General features: G+C 71.9%; 15 protein-coding genes and 1 pseudogene. 3 read left to right on the top strand and 13 right to left on the bottom strand.

The annotated features are described in order from the left end of the window. Positions 1-34 precede the first annotated feature (34 nt). On the bottom strand, positions 35-1,489 hold the full coding sequence (locus GLX30_RS29365; protein WP_159693883.1) for an amino acid permease: 1,455 nt from the start codon (positions 1,487-1,489) through the stop codon (positions 35-37). 353 nt (positions 1,490-1,842) lie between these two features. Here GLX30_RS29365 and GLX30_RS29360 point away from each other — a divergent pair, with 353 nt between their 5' ends. After that, positions 1,843-2,256 carry an ATP-binding protein gene (locus tag GLX30_RS29360; RefSeq protein ID WP_208545512.1) on the top strand — a complete coding sequence of 138 codons (414 nt, stop codon included), beginning with the start codon at positions 1,843-1,845 and terminating at the stop codon, positions 2,254-2,256. Between the two features lie 213 nt (positions 2,257-2,469). Here the strand turns inward: GLX30_RS29360 and GLX30_RS29355 are convergent, their stop codons facing one another. The 4 genes from GLX30_RS29355 to rpe all read right to left on the bottom strand — a co-directional run bounded on the left by GLX30_RS29355 (position 2,470) and on the right by rpe (position 6,951). Continuing rightward, positions 2,470-3,285 (bottom strand): RNA polymerase sigma factor SigF, encoded by an 816-nt coding sequence (locus GLX30_RS29355; RefSeq protein WP_159695316.1) that lies wholly within the window; start codon positions 3,283-3,285, stop codon positions 2,470-2,472. A gap of 201 nt (positions 3,286-3,486) precedes the next feature. Then, the gene (locus GLX30_RS29350; RefSeq protein WP_189473635.1) at positions 3,487-4,929 is read right to left on the bottom strand and encodes a GuaB1 family IMP dehydrogenase-related protein; all 1,443 of its coding nucleotides are present in this window, start codon (positions 4,927-4,929) and stop codon (positions 3,487-3,489) included. A 181-nt stretch (positions 4,930-5,110) separates the two neighbouring features. Continuing rightward, the gene (locus GLX30_RS29345; protein ID WP_159693881.1) at positions 5,111-6,154 is read right to left on the bottom strand and encodes a sugar-binding domain-containing protein; all 1,044 of its coding nucleotides are present in this window, start codon (positions 6,152-6,154) and stop codon (positions 5,111-5,113) included. A 110-nt stretch (positions 6,155-6,264) separates the two neighbouring features. Then, positions 6,265-6,951: a ribulose-phosphate 3-epimerase gene (gene rpe, locus GLX30_RS29340; protein WP_159693879.1), complete on the bottom strand. Its 687-nt coding sequence runs from the start codon at positions 6,949-6,951 to the stop codon at positions 6,265-6,267. 136 nt (positions 6,952-7,087) lie between these two features. Here rpe and GLX30_RS29335 point away from each other — a divergent pair, with 136 nt between their 5' ends. Next, complete coding sequence (locus tag GLX30_RS29335; RefSeq protein ID WP_159693877.1) at positions 7,088-9,238, top strand: MMPL family transporter; 2,151 nt, start codon at positions 7,088-7,090, stop codon at positions 9,236-9,238. Between the two features lie 27 nt (positions 9,239-9,265). Here GLX30_RS29335 and GLX30_RS29330 read toward each other — a convergent pair whose 3' ends face one another. Both GLX30_RS29330 and fmt read right to left on the bottom strand, forming a co-directional pair. Continuing rightward, positions 9,266-10,699 carry a transcription antitermination factor NusB gene (locus GLX30_RS29330; RefSeq protein WP_159693875.1) on the bottom strand — a complete coding sequence of 478 codons (1,434 nt, stop codon included), beginning with the start codon at positions 10,697-10,699 and terminating at the stop codon, positions 9,266-9,268. 34 nt (positions 10,700-10,733) lie between these two features. Next, a complete protein-coding gene (fmt, locus tag GLX30_RS29325; RefSeq protein WP_159693873.1) occupies positions 10,734-11,678 on the bottom strand; it encodes a methionyl-tRNA formyltransferase in 945 nt (314 codons plus the stop codon). A 230-nt stretch (positions 11,679-11,908) separates the two neighbouring features. Between fmt and GLX30_RS29320 the strand changes: the two genes are divergently transcribed. After that, positions 11,909-12,412 (top strand): hypothetical protein, encoded by a 504-nt coding sequence (locus tag GLX30_RS29320; RefSeq protein ID WP_159693871.1) that lies wholly within the window; start codon positions 11,909-11,911, stop codon positions 12,410-12,412. 1,135 nt (positions 12,413-13,547) lie between these two features. On the opposite strand, the pseudogene GLX30_RS29315 reads toward GLX30_RS29320, so the two are convergent. From GLX30_RS29315 to GLX30_RS29290, 6 genes and pseudogenes are all read right to left on the bottom strand, one after another. Then, a pseudogene (locus GLX30_RS29315) lies at positions 13,548-15,682 on the bottom strand (primosomal protein N'). 132 nt (positions 15,683-15,814) lie between these two features. Next, on the bottom strand, positions 15,815-17,023 hold the full coding sequence (metK, locus tag GLX30_RS29310) for a methionine adenosyltransferase (RefSeq protein ID WP_159693869.1): 1,209 nt from the start codon (positions 17,021-17,023) through the stop codon (positions 15,815-15,817). 291 nt (positions 17,024-17,314) lie between these two features. Continuing rightward, positions 17,315-18,550 carry a bifunctional phosphopantothenoylcysteine decarboxylase/phosphopantothenate--cysteine ligase CoaBC gene (coaBC, locus tag GLX30_RS29305; protein ID WP_244258311.1) on the bottom strand — a complete coding sequence of 412 codons (1,236 nt, stop codon included), beginning with the start codon at positions 18,548-18,550 and terminating at the stop codon, positions 17,315-17,317. Positions 18,551-18,708: 158 nt separating this feature from the next. Further along, positions 18,709-18,981, bottom strand: coding sequence for a DNA-directed RNA polymerase subunit omega (gene rpoZ, locus GLX30_RS29300; protein WP_005319902.1), 273 nt, complete (start codon positions 18,979-18,981; stop codon positions 18,709-18,711). A gap of 42 nt (positions 18,982-19,023) precedes the next feature. Beyond that, on the bottom strand, positions 19,024-19,587 hold the full coding sequence (gene gmk / locus GLX30_RS29295) for a guanylate kinase (protein ID WP_159693867.1): 564 nt from the start codon (positions 19,585-19,587) through the stop codon (positions 19,024-19,026). A 38-nt stretch (positions 19,588-19,625) separates the two neighbouring features. After that, positions 19,626-19,949, bottom strand: a complete 324-nt coding sequence (locus GLX30_RS29290) for an integration host factor (RefSeq protein ID WP_005319887.1) — start codon at positions 19,947-19,949, stop codon at positions 19,626-19,628. Positions 19,950-20,344: the final 395 nt, after the last annotated feature.

The raw sequence follows: 20,344 nt of genomic DNA, 5'->3' as shown, positions 1-20,344 counted from the left end.
ATCAGGGATACGGGCACGTGCCCCTGGCGCGGCCTCACCGCAGTGCGGACCTGCGCATTCCGTAGCCGAAGTAGACGGCCAGGCCCACCGCCATCCAGACCCCGAAGACGATCCAGGTGATGGTGTCGAGGCTGAACATCATCCAGACGCAGAACGCGAAGCCGATCACCGGGAAGAGCGGCGACAGTGGCACCCGGAAGGTCCGCTTCATGTCCGGGCGGGTCCGGCGCAGCACGACGACGGCCACGTTGACCAGCGCGAACGCGAACAAGGTTCCGATGCTCGTGGCGTCGGCCAGCCGGCCCAGCGGCACGGCGGCGGCGAGCACGCCGCAGAACAGCGAGACGATCACCGTGTTGGCGCGGGGCGCACCGCTCTTGGCGTGCACGCGGGAGAACACCTTGGGCACCAGGCCGTCGCGCGACATGGCGAACAGGATGCGGGTCTGCCCGTACAGCACCGTCAGCACGACGCTGGCGATGGCGATGACGGCTCCCGCGGCGAGCAGCACGGCCCAGAAGCTCTGCCCGGTGACGTCCTCCATGATCCCGGCGAGCGCGGCCTCGGACTCGCCGAAGCCCTCCCACGGGCGGGCGCCGACGGCTACCGCGGCGACCAGCACGTACAGCGCGGTGACGATCAGCAGGGACAGCATGATGGCACGCGGCAGGTCACGCTGAGGGTTCTTGGCCTCCTCGCCGGCCGTGGAGGCGGCGTCGAAACCGATGTACGAGAAGAACAGGGACGCTCCGGCGGCGCTGACGCCCGCCATGCCCAGCGGCATGAAGTTCTCGTAGTTGCCGCTGCGGAAGCCCTGGATCCCGACGGCGCAGAACAGCACCAGAGCGGCGATCTTCACCACGACCATGACGGTGTTGGCGCGGGCGCTCTCGCGGGCCCCTCCGAGCAGGAACACCATGGCGAGCAGTACGACGAGGAGGGCGGGCAGGTTGAAGAACCCGCCGTCGCCGGGCGGCGCCGACAGGGCCTGCGGGATGGTGACACCGATGGTGCCGGCGAGGAGTTCGTTGAGGTACTCGCCCCAGCCGACCGCCACGGCGGCGACGGAGACCCCGTACTCGAGGATGAGACACCAGCCGCAGACCCAGGCGACGAGCTCGCCCATCGTGGCGTAGGCGTACGAGTAGGACGATCCGGAGACCGGAATGGTGCCGGCCAGCTCCGCGTACGAGAGCGCCGAGAACAGCGCGGTCAGACCGGCGATCACGAACGAGACGGTGACGGCGGGGCCCGCCTCGGGAACGGCCTCGCCGAGCACGACGAAAATGCCGGTGCCGAGTGTGGCACCGATGCTGATCATGGTCAGCTGCCACATGGACAGCGAGCGGCGCAGCGCTCCGCCCTCGCCCTGCCCACCTTCCGCGACCAGCCGCTCGACCGGCTTCCTTCTCATCAGCCGGGCACCGGTCCCCCGGCCCCTTCCGTTCGACGGCTCGGTCGTCGGTGGCGCTGCGCCTTGGTCCAGCACGTCGTCGGCTCCTTCATCGCTGCGGCTCGGCGGGCGGCCCGACGGCGGCCCGCGGGCAGGCAGAAGAAGCCCGCGCATGGGTGAGGGACCGCCGAGCAGACGGTCACCGCCACTCCTGGTACGGGGGTCGAGCCTACGAGTCCGCTGCTCACAGCCGTAATGCACCGTTGTTGCGCATCAGCGGACGATCATTGCGCGCTGACGGGAGCCACGGGGAAACATTGCGCTACGGCGAAACAGGAGTGTCATGACGGCCTCGGCCGGATCGCGTCCCGAACCGTGGGAAACCCCGGCGCTCCCGTCACCGTGTGAGATACCGGTGGGCGGGGTTGATACTCGCGCGACTTCTGGGTATGCGAGCGATGATGAACGCACAGCCGCAGGTGGTGATCGAGGAATCGCCCCACAAGGAGAGCAGGGACAGCGCGGGCGCACGTGCGGCCACCGCGGAGTTCCTGCTGCAGCACTGCGCGTGGGCCGACGCCGACGCCGTGCTGCTGGTCGTCTCCGAACTCGTCACCAACGCCGTGCGCCACACCGCCGGCTGGTGGCGGCTGCGCCTGACGGCCGGACACGACACCCTGGTCGTCCAGATGGACGACTCCAGTCCGCTGCCACCGGTCCCCCGGCAGCCGGACTTCGCCGGCGGCGGCGGCTTCGGATGGCACATGGTGCAGCGGCTCGCCGGCCGCGTGGAGGTCCGTGAGCTCCCCTACGGCAAGAGCATACGGGCGACTTGGGCGCGCCCCGCCACGGCAAGCTGCTGACCGCCATCCTCTCCTCGCGTGCCCGCCGCGAGCTGATGTCCTCGCTCACGACCGCGCACGACGGACCGGGAAACAGAAGCGGCGTCCTGACGGGCAGGACGCCGCTTCTGCCCGTGGGGGCTCCGGTCTCTTGACGGGCCCGGGCCTTCGAGGGGCCGGGCCCGGGCGCGGTCCACGGCGGGCGGCCACGGCCGCCCGCCGGCACCGCGGAAGTCACTCCACGACGAGCAGCCCTTCACGCAGACGTGCGGTGATCCGCGACAGCAGCCGGGAGACATGCATCTGGGAGACGCCGAGCTCCGCGCCGATCTCCGACTGCGTCATCTCCTCGCCGAACCGCATCTGCAGGATGCGCCGGTCGCGCTCGTCGAGCTCCTCGATCAGCGGCTTGAGCGCCTGCACGTTCTCCGCGATCTCCAGCTCGGCGTCCGGCGCGCCCAGCCGGTCGGACAGCGGCACGGCCCCATGGTCGGAGGCGTCGTCCATCGGCATGTCGATCGAACCGGCCGTGTAGCCGTTGCTCGCGACGACACCCTCGATGATCTCCTCCTCGTCCATCCCGAGGTGCTCCGCGAGTTCGGCCGTGGTGGGTGCGTGGTCGAGCTTCTGCGAGAGCTCGTCGACGGCCTTGGCGAGGTCGATCCTCAGTTCCTGAAGCCGCCGCGGGACGTGGACGGCCCAACTGGTGTCGCGGAAGAAGCGCTTGATCTCACCGATGATGTACGGGACGGCGAACGTCGCGAACTCCACCTCACGGCTCAGCTCGAAGCGGTCGATCGCCTTGATCAGGCCGATCGTACCGACCTGGATGATGTCCTCCATCTGCTCCGCGCGGTTGCGGAACCGGCCCGCGGCGTACTTCACGAGGGCCAGGTTGAGCTCGATCAGGGTGTTGCGCACGTATTGGTATTCGTGGGTGCCCTCCTCGAGAGAGGCCAGCCGCGCGAAGAATGTCTTCGAGATCTCACGTGCGTCCTTGGGTGCAACCTCCCCCGGGTTCTCCACTTCCGGAAGCTCGAGCTCCAGAATTTCCGGGCGCTGTGCTTCAGGCCGAGTGAGTTCGGTCGGGACCGTGCTCGCCGTGGACACTTCGTCCTCCCCTGCTCCGATGTCAGTGCGAGAACGCGCCTACCCGCGACGCCGTGCCGCATGCGTACGAAGTTGAGTTGGCCGAAAACCGACATGGTCCGGCCCCCACGTCCTACGGGGGCCGGACCATATGACTGCGGGTCAGTTCCAGCTGGCGTGCAGGGGCTTGCCCTCCGCGTATCCGGCGGCGCTCTGGATGCCGACGATCGCCTTCTCCGCGAACTCCTCCAGGGAGCCCGCGCCGGCGTACGTGCACGAGGAGCGGACGCCCGCGATGATCGAGTCGATCAGGTCCTCCACGCCCGGACGGCTCGCGTCGAGGAACATCCGCGAGTGCGAGATCCCCTCTTCGAACAGGCCCTTACGGGCCCGGTCGTACGCGGACTCCTCGCTGGTGCGGTTGCGCACGGCGCGCTTCGACGCCATGCCGAAGGACTCCTTGTAGAACCGCCCGTCGGGGGCCTGCTGAAGGTCACCCGGGGACTCGTACGTGCCGGCGAACCACGAGCCGATCATGACGTTGGACGCACCAGCGGCCAGCGCCATCGCCACGTCGCGGGGGTGGCGTACACCGCCGTCCGCCCAGACGTGCTTGCCGAACTTCTTCGCCTCCGCGGCACATTCCAGGACGGCCGAGAACTGGGGCCGGCCCACACCGGTCATCATGCGGGTGGTGCACATGGCGCCGGGACCCACACCGACCTTGACGATGTCAGCGCCGGCCTCGATCAGGTCGCGCACGCCCTCCGCCGCGACGACGTTGCCGGCGACGATCGGCACCTGCGGGTCGAGGGCGCGAACGGCCTTGACGGCGCTGATCATCGACTCCTGGTGGCCGTGCGCGGTGTCGACGACCAGCGTGTCGACACCCGCGTCGAGCAACTGCTTGGCCTTGCCCGCCACATCGCCGTTGATGCCGACGGCCGCGGCGATCCGCAGCCGGCCGGCGGCGTCGACCGCAGGGGTGTACAGCGTCGCGCGCAGGGCGCCCTTGCGGGTCAGCACACCGGCGAGCCTGCCGGAGCCGTCCACGGCGGGCGCGTAGCGCCGGTTGGCGCCGTCGAGGGTGTTGAACGCCTCGCGGGGGTCGATGTCCGCGTCGAGGAGCAGCAGGTCCTTCGACATGACCTCGGAGAGCTGGGTGAACCGGTCGACCCCGGCCAGGTCGTGGTCGGTGACGATGCCGACGGGCCGGCGCTCCTCGTCCACGACGACGCCCGCGCCGTGCGCCCGCTTCGGCAGCAGGGACAGGGCATCGGCGACGGTCTGGTGCGGGACCAGCACGATCGGGGTGTCCAGCACGTGGTGGCGGGTCTTCACCCAGGAGATGACGTCGGTGACGACGTCGATCGGGATGTCCTGGGGGATGACGACGAGGCCGCCGCGGCGGGCGACGGTCTCGGCCATCCGGCGGCCCGCGATGGCGGTCATGTTTGCCACGACCAGCGGCACCGTCGTGCCGGTCCCGTCCGGGGAGGAGAGGTCCACGCCCTGCCGCGAACCGACGGCCGAGCGGCTCGGCACCATGAACACATCGTCGTACGTCAGGTCGTACGGCGGCTTGATGTCGTTGAGGAAACGCACGTGCTTAACATCCCAGTCGATCGGAGTCGGCCCCCCGGCGATGCAGCCGGAGGAAATCGCACGTACTTCATTCTCCCATGCCGGCACCCCTGAACGGCTCAGGACAATCGTCCAGGTCAGAACGGGTGCCTTGGTGCGATCGCACCAAGCCGTCGGCAGCGGGCCACGGGCCCGGGCTCGCTCAGTCGTCCGGGTCGGCTCGCTCCAGCGCCGGGCGCGGACCGGGCGCCGCGGTCAGCAGCAGATCGGCCGCCGCCGTGTCCGTCACGAGGCTGGTGACCAGACCGGAACGGAGCACGGCGCCGATCGCCTCCGCCTTGCGGGGACCGCCCGCGATGGCCACGACCTCGGGAATGCGGCGCAGCCGGTCGGCCTCGACCGTGATGCAGCGCTCTCCCAGGTCACGGCCGACCCGGCGGCCCTGGGTGTCGAAGAGGTGGGCGGACATCTCGGCGGCCACACCGAGGGAGGCGTAGTGGGCGCGCTCCTCGTCGGAGAGCATGTCGTGGACGGTGGAGATGCCGGGCTCCCAGGAGCCGATCGAGACACAGGCGACGGTGACCTTGTCGAAGTAGTCGAAGGCCCGCGCGATGCCCGTCTGGTGGCGCAGCGCCGCCGCCGTCGCGGGGTCGGGCAGCAGCATCGGGGCGTAGATGGGGTGGGCCTCGCCACCGGACACCTGGGCCGCTCTTCGTACCGCCTCGACGGAGCCGCGCTCCGCGGTTCCCGCGTCGTACACGCCGGTGAGCTGGACGACCGTGCACGGCGGCAGCCGGTCGAGGGCCGCGGCCATGTGAATGGTGGACCGGCCCCACGCCAGGCCCAGCACATCGCCCTCGGCCACCAGTTCGCCGAGCAGATCGGCGGCGACCTCGCCCAGGTTCTCCGGGTCGGGCGACTCGTCCGCGCCCTCCGAGGGCGACTCGACGACGACCGCGTGCCGCAGCCCGAAGTGGGCGCGCAACGCGTCGGAGCGTTCGGCGTCGAGCTCGGCGGGGACGCGGATCTCGATGCGGACGAGATCACGCTCGAGAGCGGTCTCCAGGACCCTGGCGACCTTGAAGCGGCTGACGCCGAACTCCTCGGCGATCTGGATCTTGGACTTGCCCTCGAGGTAGAAGCGACGGGCCATGGCCGCCGCCTGCACAAGCTCAGCGGGCCCCATCCGCAGGGCAGACCGTCCCGCCGACCTAGCAGACACCGCGATCTCCTCACTGCTGTTCATGCCGTACGAACTTGCCGTTGTACACACTCCGGATCCGCCATCCTGTCAGATCCGTGCGCCCTTGATCAGCCCTGCCGGGCCAACATCGGTTGAACAAGCACGGGCACGTTTCAGTGCCCGCACGCCCAGGCCGCGGAAGCGGTCACCGCCGCCGCCTGGTCACGAAGTTTCCGCACCGCCTCCGCCGGATCGTCCGCGCCGTAGACCGCGGAACCCGCCACGAACACGTCGGCGCCCGCCTCCGCGCACTGCTCGATGGTCGACGCCGACACCCCGCCGTCGACCTGCAGCCACAGCTGGAGGCCGTGCTTGGAGATGAGCTCCCGGGTGCGGCGGATCTTCGGCAGCATGATGTCGAGGAACGCCTGACCGCCGAAGCCCGGCTCCACGGTCATGATCAGGAGCATGTCGAGCTCGGGGAGCAGATCCTCGTACGGCTCGATCGGGGTGGCCGGCCTGAGGGCCATCGAGGCCCGCGCGCCCTTCGCCCGGATCTCGCGGGCCAGCCGCACGGGCGCGGCGGCGGCCTCGACGTGGAAGGTGACGGACCCGGCCCCCGCCTCGATGTACTGGGGAGCCCAGCGGTCGGGGTCCTCGATCATCAGATGGCAGTCCAGCGGGGTGCCCGTCGCCTTGGCGAGCGACTCCACGACCGGCACGCCCAACGTCAGGTTGGGCACGAAGTGGTTGTCCATCACGTCGACATGGAGCCAGTCGGCACCCTCGACGGCCTTGGCCTCTTCCGCCAGGCGCGAGAAGTCCGCGGAGAGGATACTGGGGTTGATCTGAACGGCCATGCGCCAAGACTGCCATGTCCTCGGGCACTTCCCCTCCCCGGGACGGCACTCGGTATGGACCAACGACACACCGGACCGGCCCAGCCCCCCGCAATTCCGGCGATTCGGTCCCCGCAGAGGCAGATACGGGAGCGTCATGGCGGAGGCGGAACACGACACGGCACCTTCAGGGGCTGCCGGCAAGGGAATCGCGCACCTTGTCTGCGGACGGCGCAGCAAGTGGATCGTGCTGGTCCTGTGGCTCGCGGTCATGGTGCTGGCCTTCCCCCTTGCGCAGAAACTCACGGACGCGCAGGACAACGACGCCGCTTCCTGGCTGCCGGGCAGCGCCGAGTCCACCCAGGTGCTGGCCGAGGCGGAGGGCTTCCGGCCCGAGGTGATTCCCGCGATCGTCGTCTACGCGCGCGAGGACGGTCTCACCGCCGCCGACCGCGAGCGGATCAGCGCGGACGTCGCGGCCGTCAAGGAGCTGCGCGACCACGGCGTGCGCGGCGCCGAGACCCGCGGCCCGGTCTTCGACCGGCCGGTGGATCCACGGGCCGCCCAGGTCTTCGTCCCGATCACCATGGACGAGGAGGGGTGGGAACGGATCGCCCCGGCAGTCGACTCGATCCGCGCGGAGACGGGCACGGGCGGCGACGGCATGTCGGTGCACGTCACCGGCCCGGGCGGCACTTCGGCCGACTTCTCCGAGGCCTTCGAGGGCATCGATTCGACGCTGCTGTTCTCCGCGATGGCCGTCGTGATCGTGATGCTGTTGATCACCTATCGCAGCCCGACCCTGCTGCTGGTCCCGTTGTTCTCGGTGATCGCGGCCCTCGGCGCCGCTCAGGCCGTGATCTATCTGATGGCGGAGCATGCCGGTCTGACGGTCAACGGCCAGAGTGCGGGCATCCTGACCGTCCTCGTTTTCGGCGCGGGCACGGACTACGCCCTGTTGCTGGTCGCCCGCTACCGGGAGGAGCTGCGCCGCCACGACGACCGGCACGAGGCGATGGCGCTGGCACTGCACCGGGCGGGCCCGGCGGTGCTCGCGAGCGGTGCGACGGTGGTCCTCGGCATGCTGGTGCTGATGGCCGCGGAGATGAACTCCACGCGCGGTCTCGGTCCCGTGGCCGCCATCGGCGTCGCCGTCGCCCTCGTCGCCATGCTGACGCTGTTCCCCGCGCTCCTGGTGATCTTCGGCCGCTGGATCTTCTGGCCGGTGGTCCCGCACCTGGGCTCCCCCGAGCCCACCGAGCGCGGCTTCTGGGCCCGTACCGGACGGTCGATCTCCCGTCGTCCCCGAGCGGTGTGGGCCGGCACGGCGGTCGCTCTCGCGGTGTGCGCCCTGGGGCTCACGCAGTTGCGCGCGGAGGGCATCAGCAACGCCGATGCCTTCACCGGCAAGCCCGACTCGATCACCGGCCAGGAGGTCCAGGCCAGGTACTTCCCGGCGGGCAGCGGCGATCCTCTGGTGGTCATCAGCAACGCGGGGCAGGCCCGTCAGGTGGGCGAGGCGGTGGCCGCGACACCCGGTGTGGTGCCCACGTCGCTCGGGCTGCCGCCCGGTACCGCGCCGGTGCACGAGGGCCGGGTGCTCTTCGAGGCCACGCTGGAGGATCCCGCCGACAGCCAGGCCGCCAAGGACACCGTCGAGCAGGTCAGGGACGCCGTGCACGCCGTCCCCGACGCGGACGCGCAGGTGGGCGGTGGCACGGCGGCGCTGCTGGACATGGACGCAGCGACGACCCACGACAACATGCTGATCATCCCGCTCGTGCTGCTCGTGGTGCTGCTGATCCTGATGGTGCTGCTGAGATCCCTGGTCGCGCCGCTGCTGCTGATCGGCACTGTGGTGCTGTCGTTCGCCGCCGCGCTCGGGCTGAGCGCACTCGCCTTCCGGTACCTCTTCGACTATGCCGGCGAGTCGACGGACTTCCCGCTGTTCGTCTTCGTGTTCCTGGTGGCGCTGGGCATCGACTACAACATCTTCCTCACGACCCGTATCCGTGAGGAGGCCCGCCGGCAGGGCACCGCGCGCGGCGTGGTCACGGGCCTCGCCGCGACGGGCGCGGTGATCACCTCGGCGGGTCTGGTCCTCGCGGGTACGTTCGCCGCCCTCGGGACGCTGCCCATGGTCGCGTTCGCCGAGATCGGCTTCGCGGTGGCGCTGGGCGTCCTGCTGGACACCCTGGTCGTCCGCTCCGTGCTGGTCACGTCGCTGTTCCTGGACGTGGGCCCGAAGGTGTGGTGGCCCCACAGGCTGGCCCGCGAGGAGGCCCGGCAGACGGCCCCGCGGCCGTGAGCCGGCCGGGGACCGCCGGACTCTGTCCTAGGCGGTGCGCCGCAGCAGGGCCAGGTACATCGCGTCCGTGCCGTGCAGATGCGGCCACAGCTGCACATCGGGGCCGTCGCCCAGCGCCGGGACGCCGGGCATCAGCGGGCGGGCGTCCACCCACTCCGCCTCGACGGCGGGACCGCCGCGGCCGCGCAGGACGTCCTCCACGACGACGCGTGTCTCGGCGAGATGCGGCGAACAGGTCGCGTACCCGACCACTCCACCGACCCGTACGGCCTTCAGTGCCTCACGCAGCAGCTCCCGCTGGAGCGGGGCGAAGCCCTCGAGGTCCGAGGGGCGGCGGCGCCAGCGGGCTTCGGGGCGGCGGCGCAGCGCGCCGAGTCCCGAGCAGGGGACGTCGACGAGCACCCGGTCGAACACGCCCTCACGCCACGGCGGGCGCGTGCCGTCCGCCGCGACCACCTGGTACGGCCCCGGGTTGCCGGCGAGTGCCCGCTCCACCAGCCGGGCGCGGTGCGGCTGCTTCTCAGCGGCAAGCAGGGACGCGCCACGGCCGGCCGCGAGTGCGCCGAGGAGCGCCGCCTTGCCGCCGGGCCCCGCGCACCCGTCGAGCCAGCGCTCGTCGCTGCCTTCCAGCGGCGCGTCGGCGAGGGCGATCGCCACCAGCTGGCTGCCTTCGTCCTGGACGCCCGCGCGTCCGTCCCGCACGGCCTCGATGGCGCCCGGCTCGCCGCCCTCGGCCAGCCGGACGGCGTAGGGGGACCAGCGGCCGGGCAGGACGGAGTCCGCACCCAGGAGGTCCGTCAGCTCGCCGGTGGTCGACCGGCCCGGCCGCGCCACGAGCGTCACCTCGGGCCGCTCGTTGTCGGCCTCCAGCAGGTCCTCGATGCCGGCGCGGCCGCCGCCGAGCGAGTCCCACAGGGCGGAGACGACCCACCGGGGGTGCGAGTGGACGACCGCCAGATGATCTTCCGCGTCCTCGTCGTAGGGCGGTGCGACCTTCTCCAGCCAGGCGTCCATGTCGTGCTGCGAGATCTTGCGGAGCACGGCGTTCACGAACTTCGCGCGCCCGTCGCCGAGCACCACCCTCGCCAGTTCCACGCTCGCGGAGACGGCCGCGTGCGTGGGGATGCGCGTCCCCAGCAGCTGGTGCGCGCCGAGCGCGAGGACGTCCAGCACCGGCGGGTCGACCTCCCGCAGCGGCCGGTCGATGCAGGCCGCGATGATCGCGTCGTAGGTGCCCTGGCGGCGCAGTGTCCCGTACACGAGTTCCGTCGCGAGCGCCGCGTCCCGCCCGTCGAAGTCGTCCTTCTCGCGTGCCTTCTTCAGCAGCGGCGGCAGGACGAGGTTGGCGTACGCGTCCCTCTCGTCGACGGCCCGCAGCGCCTCGAAGGCGAGGATCCGCACGGGGTCCTTCTTGGGGCGGCGGTACGGCTTGGCGGGACGGTGACGGGACTGCTCACTCAAAAGGTGCTCCGCGTTCGATGAAACGTGATCCCTCTCAGCCTACGACCGGTGCGCCGACCCTCTCGCCAGGTGCGATCCGCACACCCCGCGCCCAGTCCGCCGCACGCATCGGCTTCTTGCCCTGCGGCTGGACCCACAACAGCTCCACGGCGTGGGACCCGGTGCCCACGTGCACGTGGTTCTTGCCGGCGTCGAGCTCGCCCGGTCCGAGGTCCTTGCGGTCGGGCAGCAGCGCGACCTGGACGAGCTTGAGGCGCTCGCCACGGAAGGCCGTCCACGCGCCCGGCGCGGGAGTGCAGCCCCGCACGACCCGGTCGACCCGCAGCGCGGGAGCGGTCCAGTCGACGTGGGCGTCCTCGACGGTGATCTTCGGGGCCAGCGTGACACCGTCCGCGGGCTGCGGCACGGGCCGCAGGGTGCCGTCCTCGATGCCGTCCATCGTCGCCGCGAGCAGTCCGGCACCGGCGAAGGCCAGCCGCGTCAGCAGATCGCCGCTCGTGTCCGTGGGGCGCACGGGCTCCGTGATCACGCCGTACACCGGTCCCGTGTCGAGCCCTTCCTCGATCCGGAACGTCGCCGCGCCGGTCATCTCGTCACCGGCGAGGATCGCGTGCTGCACCGGGGCGGCGCCACGCCAGGCGGGCAGCAGCGAGAAGTGCAGGTTCACCCAGCCGTGGGCGGGCACGTCGAGGGCAGCCTTGGGCAGCAGGGCGCCGTAGGCGACGACGGGACAGCAGTCGGGGTCGATCTCCCGCAGCCGCGCGAGGAACTCCTCGTCGCGAGGCCTCGCCGGCTTGAGCACCTCGATCCCGGCATCGGCGGCGCGCTGCGCGACGGGGCTGGCGACCAGCCGCCGCCCGCGGCCCGCCGGCGCGTCGGGCCGGGTGACGACGGCGGCGACCTCGTGCCGGTCGGAGGCGATCAGGGCGTCCAGGGCGGGGACGGCGACCTCGGGAGTACCTGCGAAGACGAGCTTCATCGGTGGCTGACTGCCTCTCAGACTGGGACGTGCGGTGACGAGCAGCACACCAGTCTATGAGCCGTGGCAGCAGGGGGCGTACGGGAGCCCGCGCGCCCCGCGCACAGGCACATACGCCCCGAAGCGTGACCAGACCACCCACCGGCGCGTTGGTCAAGAGAGATTGACCGAAGCGGGCCGCCCCGGACGCGACCCGACCCCTTTTAACCGCCGGTTCGAGAGGCTTGTCAATGGCCGACCACGCAACCCACGACGCCCAAGCCCGGGCCAGCCTGCATCTGCTGGTGCGGGACATCGAGCGGGTCCGCCGGCAGGTGGACGCATTGCGCACGCTCACCGCCCAGCTGGGGAACGTCTACCGCCCCCGCCGCTCCGGCCCGTCCACGGGCTTCGTCGTCTATGGCAGGGCACCCGCCCCGACCGTCCGCCTCGCGCAGGAACTGCGGGACAGCGTCGAAACCCTCGTGACCGCGGCCGTGGACTTCGACCGCTCCCTCGGCTTCTCCTGGGACGCGGTCGGCTCGGCCCTCGGCGTCACCAAGCAGGCGGTGCACCGCCGTTACGGCTCGCGACGGCAGGCTGCCGCGGCGCCGGCGGAGCCGGAGGGCGCCGCGACGCGCACGCTGCCGCCGCCGGGCCTGTCCGCCGTCCCGGCGGTCCCGGCGGCCCGCTCGATGCCGCCGCAGCCGAGCGACACCCGCCCGAGCGCCTTCCCGGGCCCCCGCAACGGCTGACGCCCACCCCGGGGGCCTGGGGCCACGCGCCCCTGGCCCCAGGCCGGCCCTCCCATCGCGGGCCAAGTCCCGCCCTCGTGGGGGTTCGCACCGGCCCCATGCGCGGTCCGGCGCCATGCCGCTGCGCGTGGCCCTTCCCCACCCCGCCCCTTCCCGAACCGGGACAGGCCCCGGCCCCGCCGGGGCTGCCCCCGGAGGGGGAGGTTTGGTGGGGGCTGAGGCCCCCACAACCCCAAGGACGGCAGCTTCGCGCCGCGACAGGCACGTGCCCGCCCGCCCCACCCGACGGAAACGGCCCGGCCCGGCCATTCCCAACACCGGCGCACGCCCCCGACCCGATGGGGGCCGACGCCCTTTCCCCTCCGCAGAGGGAAGATTCGGTGGGGGCTGACGCCCCCACGCCCCCAAGGCCGGTAGCTTCGCGCCGCGAACACCCTCGAGCTCACGCCCAGAGGCCGGACCGTCGCCCCGCATGCAACGGCCACCGGCCCGAGTTGGCCCCACCTGCGGGAGGGGGGCGGGGTCGTAGGAGGGGGGTGTCCGGAAGTAAAGCGTCGCAACTCGCGCGCAGCGCGGTGAGGACAGCCATTCCGGACACCCCCCTCCGGAGGCCCCGACCACCGGCACCCACCACCCGCGCAGCCACACCCCGCCAGGGGCGCCACGCAGGGGGGCGCCCCGGGCAAGCCCCGCCTCGCACGGGCGCCACCCCACCGGACCAGGCCCGGCCCGTAGGGACGCCACACACCGGGGCCCGACCGGGCCCCAGCCCGCAGGGGCCCACGCACCAGGACCAGACCACGCCCCGCCAGGGCCCCACGCAACGGACCACAGGGGCGACACGCACCTCCCCGGCCCGCGCCCGCGCCCGCAGCGGCGACACACCCCCATGCCGGCCACGCCTGCGGCCACACCACCACGTGCCCGGCGCCACCCGCCGAGGAGGCGACACGCGACCGGACGAGGCCGCGCCCGCAGGAGGACACGCGACCGGACGAGGCCGCGCCCGCAGGGCGACACGCCCCCGGGGGAGGCCGCGCCCGCAGGGGCGACACGCAGCGACACCGGGCCGAAGCCCCGCCAGGGGCGACACGTACCCGCACCGGGCCGCGCCCGAGACGCGGCCCCCGCCGGGTCAGCCGATGTCGGGCGGGTCGATGCGGATGCGTACCTGGTCCTGGCCGCCCCGTGCCAAGCGCGCCGCCTGTGCCGACTTGAGCGCCGCGGCCAGCGCCGCCCCGCTCCCCGGTGGCACCCGGAGCAGCGCCCGGGCGGCCTCCGCGGGCGCGTCGGGCCGGCGCGCACCGGGGCGCTCGGGGACCGGCAGCGGGACGGGCCCGAGGACCTCCGCGTCCGGGGGCAGTGCCACGTCCGCGAGGAACGCCGCCACGGACGGCGCCGCTCCGACGACCTCCGCCATCCGCGACACCGGCGGAAAGCCGAGCTCGGCCCGTTCCGCGAGCTCTCGCAGCGCATGCCCGACCGGGTCCCAGCGGACGAGGGCCTGCACGGGCCGCAGGGTCGGTTCGGCGACGACGACGACCACTCCGCCGTCCGACTGGGGCCGCACGAGCGCGGCGGCGGCGATCCAGCGGCGCAGCGCTTCCTCGCCGGCGCGCAGGTCGGGCCGGCCGAGCATGGCCCAACCGTCGAGGAGCGCCGCGGCCGTGTAGCCGCCGTCGGCGACGGGCTCGGCGCCGGGGGTGGAGACGACGAGCGCGGGGCGCGCCGGGACGCTGTCGAGGATGTGGTCGCGACCGGAGGTCCGGACCGGCACGGCCGGAAACGCGCGGCCGAGTTCTTCGGCGGTGCGCCGGGCACCGACGATCTGGGCCCGCAGCCGGGTGGCACCGCAGGCGCCGCAGTGCCATTGGGGCTCCGCGCTCCCGCACCAGCCGCACCGCAGGTCGCGTTCGTCGGGCGCTTCGAGCGGCCCGGCGCAGTGGCGGCAACGGGCGGGCGTGCGGCAGCGCTCGCAGGCGAGCCGCGGTACGTAGCCGCGTCTCGGGACCTGGACGAGGACGGGCCCGTCGGCGAGCCCGTCCCTGACCGCCTGCCAGGCGATGCTGGGCAGGCGTGCCGCGCGAGCGGCCTCGTCCCGTGCCAGGTCGTGGTCACCGACCGTCCGTACGACGGGGGCGGCGGCCCGCACCTGGGCCCGGTCGGCGACGAGCGGTGCCGCCCAGCCGCTCTCGACGAGCTGGGCGGCTTCGACGGTGCAACTGGTGCTGCCGAGCAGGAATCCGCACCGGTCGTGGCTGGCCCGCAGTTCGAGGACTTCGCGGACGTGGGGGAAGGGGGCGCGGTCGTCGCTGTGGCTGGAGTCGCCGTCGTCCCAGACGACGACGAGCCCGAGGTTCTGCACGGGGGCGAACATGGCGGCGCGGGTGCCGACGACCGCGCGGACGGAGCCGCGGCGGACGGCGAGCCATTGCCGGTACCGCTTCTCGGGGCCGGATTCGGCGGTCAGCAGTGCGTGGCGCCCTTCGCCGAGCACGGTGGTGAGCGCGGTGTCCACACGGGCGGCGCGGCGGCCGTCGGGGACGACGACGAGGGCGCCCCGCCCGGACGCGAGGGTCGCGGCGACGGCCCGGGCGAGTTCGTCGGGCCAGTGCGGTCCGGGCAGCGCGGTCCAGACGGCGCGTGGTGATCCGCCGGCCGCGAGGGACTCGATGAAGGCGGGGCCCCGTACGTACCGCTGCCATGTGGCGGGGACGGGCGCGGGGGCGGCGGGAGTGGCTCCGGGGAGGGGGCGGCCTCGGCCCTCCCGTTCCTCGGGGGTACGGCGAGCTGCAGCACGTCGGCGAGGCTGCCCGCGTACCGGTCCGCGACGGCGCGGGCGAGGGAGAGGATCTCGGGGCTGAGGACCGGCTCGGGCGAGACGACGTAGGCGAGTGCGGCGAGCGCTCCCTGGTAGTCGGATTCGGCGCGCCGCTCGATGAGGAAGCCGTCGATCAGGCCGCCGCCTTCGCGGCGTCCGCCGCGGACGCGGTGCGCTCCGGCGCCGAAGCGCACGCGCACCCGCACTCCGGGCCTGGCGTCGGCGTCGAGCTCCTCGGGGACGGCGTAGTCGAAGAACTGGTCGAGGTGGAGGGCGCCCTTGTTGACCATGACGCGGGCGACGGGGAGGTCCTCGGCGAGCGCGGCTCCGCGCCACGTACGTGGTTTCGCCTTGGGGACCTTGGCCTTGCGGACGCTCTCGCGGATGAGCGCAAGCTGCTCCGGCCCGTCACCGACGGGCTCGGAAGGCTGCTTGTCATCGCTGCTCACAGGCAAATCCTGCCAGAGACCACTGACAGCGCCGCTCGCCCGGCACCTGTCCGGGACCCGTCCGCGCGGCACGAGAGGGGCCCCGGACCGGGAACGGTCCGGGGCCCCTCGTGGAGCCGTGTGCGGGCTGGTCTACAGGCCCGCCGCCGCGCGCAGAGCGTCCACGCGGTCCGTGCGCTCCCACGTGTAGTCGGGCAGCTCGCGGCCGAAGTGGCCGTACGCCGCGGTCTGGGCGTAGATCGGGCGCAGCAGGTCGAGGTCACGGATGATCGCGGCCGGCCGGAGGTCGAAGACCGCGGCGATGGCCTGCTCGATCTTCTCGACGTCGACCGTCGCGGTGCCGAACGTCTCGACGAACAGGCCGACGGGCTCGGCCTTGCCGATGGCGTAGGCGACCTGGACCTCGCAGCGGGCGGCGAGCCCGGCGGCGACGACGTTCTTGGCGACCCAGCGCATGGCGTACGCGGCGGAGCGGTCGACCTTGGACGGGTCCTTGCCGGAGAACGCGCCGCCGCCGTGGCGGGCCATGCCGCCGTACGTGTCGATGATGATCTTGCGGCCGGTCAGTCCGGCGTCGCCCATCGGGCCGCCGATCTCGAAGCGGCCGGTCGGGTTCACCAGGAGACGGTAGCCGTCGGTGTCGAGCTTGATGCCGTCCTCGACGAGTTGCTTCAGCACGTGCTCGACGACGAACTCGCGGATGTCGGGGGCGAGCAGCGAGTCCAGGTCGATGTCGGAGGCGTGCTGCGAGGAGACGACCACGGTGTCGAGGCGGACGGCCTTGTCGCCGTCGTACTCGATGGTGACCTGGGTCTTACCGTCCGGGCGCAGGTAGGGGATGGTGCCGTTCTTGCGGACCTCGGACAGGCGGCGGGAGAGCCGGTGCGCCAGGTGGATCGGCAGCGGCATCAGCTCGGGCGTCTCGTCGCAGGCGTAACCGAACATCAGGCCCTGGTCGCCGGCGCCCTGCTTGTCGAGCTCGTCCTCGTCGCCCTCGACGCGCTTCTCGTACGCGGTGTCGACGCCCTGCGCGATGTCCGGGGACTGCGCGCCGATGGAGACCGACACTCCGCAGGAGGCCCCGTCGAAGCCCTTCTTCGAGGAGTCGTAGCCGATCTCCAGGATCTTGTTGCGCACGAGCGTGGGGATGTCGGCGTAAGCCTTGGTGGTCACTTCACCGGCGACGTGCACAAGGCCGGTGGTGATCAAGGTCTCCACGGCTACCCGGGAAGTGGGGTCCTCCCGGAGGAGGGCGTCGAGAATCGTGTCGCTGATCTGGTCGGCGATCTTGTCGGGGTGACCCTCGGTCACGGACTCCGAGGTGAAGAGACGGCGGGACACATCGCTCCCTGGGGTTGCAGCGGCTGCTGGCTGATCATTGACGGACCGGCAGGGGGCTGCGCCCCGCGACGTTCCGCAACCAGTTTATCGGTCGCGCTCCGGGACCGGACAACCCGTCTCGCAGGCTGGGAGTCCGCTGACCTGGGGCCACGGCCGAGACGGTACGACGATAGCGCCTGGTGGTGAGCGATTCGCCACATTTCGCAGGTTTCCGTGGCCGGCCCGTCGATCCCGTGTCGCCCGGTGCTCACGGGACCCTCGCGGTACCTGTGGGAGAGCGCGGGAGAGGCCTCAGGCGAGCCGGGGTACGACGAGGTCCCAGACCGTGTCGGCGAGGGCCTCCTTGGGGCCGTGCGGAACCGGCGTCTCGCCGCCGTCCGCGGACAGCACGACGGCCTCGTTGACCTCGGCCCCGAATGTCCTGTGCTCCCCCACCTCGTTGACGACGAGCAGGTCGCAGCCCTTGCGGCGCAGCTTGTCGCGGCCGTTGGCCAGTACGTCGTCGGTCTCGGCGGCGAAGCCGACGATCACCTGGCCGGGACGGGCACGGTCCGCGGAGATCTCGGCGAGGATGTCGGGGTTGCGCACCAGGGTGACGACCGGGGCCTCCACGCCGTCCTTCTTCTTGATCTTGCCCTCGGCGTAGGCGGCGGGGCGGAAGTCCGCGACGGCGGCGGCCATGACGACGGCGTCGGCGTCCGCGGCAGCCTTGAGCACGGCCTCGCGCAGTTGCACCGCCGTGCCGACGTGGACGACGTCGACGCCTGCCGGGTCCGGCATCCCGGTGTTCGCCTCGACGAGGGTGACGCGTGCCCCGCGGGCGGCGGCGGTGCGTGCGAGCGCGTAGCCCTGCTTGCCGGAGGAGCGGTTGCCGAGGTAGCGGACCGGGTCGAGGGGTTCGCGGGTGCCGCCCGCGCTGACGACGACATGGCGGCCTGCCAGGTCGGGTGCCTCGACCCCACGGGCGAGGACGCGGCGGCAGATCTCGAAGATCTCACCCGGGTCGGGCAGCCGGCCCTTGCCGGTGTCGACGCCGGTGAGCCGGCCCACGGCCGGCTCGATCACGACGGCGCCGCGGCGGCGCAGGGTGGCGACGTTCTCCTGGGTGGCAGGGTGCTCCCACATCTCGGTGTGCATCGCCGGGGCGAAGACGACCGGGCAGCGGGCGGTGAGGAGGGTGTTGGTGAGGAGGTCGTCGGCGAGGCCGTGGGCGGCCTTGGCGAGCATGTCCGCGGTGGCGGGCGCGACGACGACCAGGTCGGCGTGCTGACCGATGCGTACGTGCGGGACCTCGTGGACGTCCGACCAGACGTCGGTGTGGACGGGCTGCCCGGAGAGCGCGGACCAGGTCGGCGCGCCGACGAACTGCAGTGCCGACGCGGTCGGCACGACCCGGACCTCGTGGCCGGATTCCGTGAGCCTGCGCAGCAGCTCGCACGCCTTGTAGGCGGCGATGCCCCCGCTCACGCCCAGAACCACCTTCGGCCTGACCGCCGCGTCCACCGAGCCGTCCACTGAGTCCACCACCGCGTCTCCCGCCCTCCACTGGTGCCCACCGGTCGTTGGGCCCGGATCGTTACGTCCTCATGCTGCATCACTCACGGACGAGCGTCTCGCACCACCCTTGATGCACGCCACAGGCCCGGCGGACAGTCCGCCGGGCCTGTGGGAGAAGCTTGCCGCGCTTACTGGGCCGGGCCCTCGATGGCCTCGGAGGTCAGCAGACCCGCGTTGATCTCACGCAGGGCGATCGAGAGCGGCTTCTCGTGGACGTGGGTGTCCACGAGCGGCCCGACGTACTCGAGCAGGCCCTCACCGAGCTGCGAGTAGTACGCGTTGATCTGACGCGCGCGCTTGGCGGCGTAGATCACGAGGCTGTACTTCGAGTCGGTCGCCTCGAGCAGCTCGTCGATCGGAGGGTTGATGATGCCCTCGGGCGCGGTGATGGAAGAGGACACGCTATGCCTTCCGAAGAACTTGCAGAAAGATCGGACAAAAGATCAAACAACTGCCATCAAGGCTAGCAGCTCACGGGCCACGTCCTCGACGGAGGTGTTGACCAGGGTGGTGTCGAACTCCGACTCGGCCGCCAGCTCCACCTTGGCGACCGTCAGCCGGCGCTCGATGACCTCGGGGGACTCGGTGCCGCGCCCGGTGAGGCGGCGGACCAACTCCTCCCAGCTCGGCGGGGCGAGGAAGACCAGCCGGGAATCCGGCATGGACTCCTTCACCTGCCGGGCGCCCTGGAGATCGATCTCCAGCAGCACCGGCTCGCCCGCCTCCAGGCGGTCGAGAACCGCGCGACGGGGCGTGCCGTAGCGGTTGCCCGCGAACTCGGCCCACTCCAGCAGCTCGCCGTTGGCGACCAGCTTGTCGAACTCCTCGTCACTGACGAAGAAGTACTGGACGCCGTGCTTCTCGCCGGGTCGCGGCTTCCGGGTGGTTGCCGACACCGAGAGCCAGACCTCGGGGTGGACCTTGCGCATATGAGCGACGACCGTGCTCTTGCCGACCCCGGAGGGGCCGGAGAGCACGGTCAGCCGCGGACGTACCTCTGCTGCCATGCAGCGATTATCCAGGTTCTCGGGAGTGCCCGGGAACGTCAGGCGGCACCGCCGCCGAACTCGCGCTCCAAGGAGGCGATCTGGTTGGAGCCGAGACCACGGACCCGGCGGCTCTCGGAGATGCCGAGCCTCTCCATGATCTGCTTGGCGCGGACCTTGCCCACGCCCGGCAGGGACTCGAGGAGGGCGGAGACCTTCATCTTGCCGATGACGTCGTTCTCCTGGCCCTGCTTGATGACCTCGTGGAGGGAGGCGCCGGAGTGCTTGAGTCGATTCTTGACCTCGGCCCGCTCCCGGCGAGCCGCGGCGGCCTTTTCGAGCGCGGCTGCGCGCTGTTCAGGGGTAAGGGGCGGAAGAGCCACGCCTACGTCACCTCGGATGTCGAACTGTCGGATACGGACCGGTGAGGAACCTGATCGCCCCACACCAGGGGGAGCAACGAGCAACGCAGCGCTTCTGCCCTGCACGTTCTCTTCGACGGAGACTAGCGGCCATGGCCGCTCCAGTCAGCGAGAACAGACGAAAAGTCCTGGTCAGCATCGACCGACCAGGACAATTCGGGCAAAACAACCGGGATTTGCGTGAAGAAACCGTCAAAGAATCTTCCGGCCGCTCCCTGACGCCACTCTCCGACCGCCGCGCGAGGGGTGCCCGACGGCCCTGAAGGCAGCCTTCCGCGCGTCCGCCGCTGGTGACGGCGTTACGCAGAGCCGACGCCATGTGCACGGAGAGCTTCCGCGGCGGACGCTCCGGCGGC

The sequence above is a fragment of the Streptomyces sp. Tu 2975 genome, assembly GCF_009832925.1.
Taxonomy (GTDB): domain Bacteria; phylum Actinomycetota; class Actinomycetes; order Streptomycetales; family Streptomycetaceae; genus Streptomyces.
The sequence above is the reverse complement of the archived record's forward strand: the minus strand, read 5'-3'. Positions and strand labels throughout refer to the sequence as shown.

Excerpts from the sequence above, each read along its gene's own strand:
- GLX30_RS29345 (WP_159693881.1), bottom strand. The coding sequence starts at position 6,154 with ATGAACAGCAGTGAGGAGATCGCGGTGTCTGCTAGGTCGGCGGGACGG.
- rpe (WP_159693879.1), bottom strand. The coding sequence starts at position 6,951 with ATGGCCGTTCAGATCAACCCCAGTATCCTCTCCGCGGACTTCTCGCGC.
- fmt (WP_159693873.1), bottom strand. The coding sequence starts at position 11,678 with ATGAAGCTCGTCTTCGCAGGTACTCCCGAGGTCGCCGTCCCCGCCCTG.
- GLX30_RS29335 (WP_159693877.1), top strand. The coding sequence starts at position 7,088 with ATGGCGGAGGCGGAACACGACACGGCACCTTCAGGGGCTGCCGGCAAG.
- GLX30_RS29360 (WP_208545512.1), top strand. The coding sequence starts at position 1,843 with ATGCGAGCGATGATGAACGCACAGCCGCAGGTGGTGATCGAGGAATCG.
- GLX30_RS29320 (WP_159693871.1), top strand. The coding sequence starts at position 11,909 with ATGGCCGACCACGCAACCCACGACGCCCAAGCCCGGGCCAGCCTGCAT.
- gmk (WP_159693867.1), bottom strand. The coding sequence starts at position 19,587 with ATGGCAGCAGAGGTACGTCCGCGGCTGACCGTGCTCTCCGGCCCCTCC.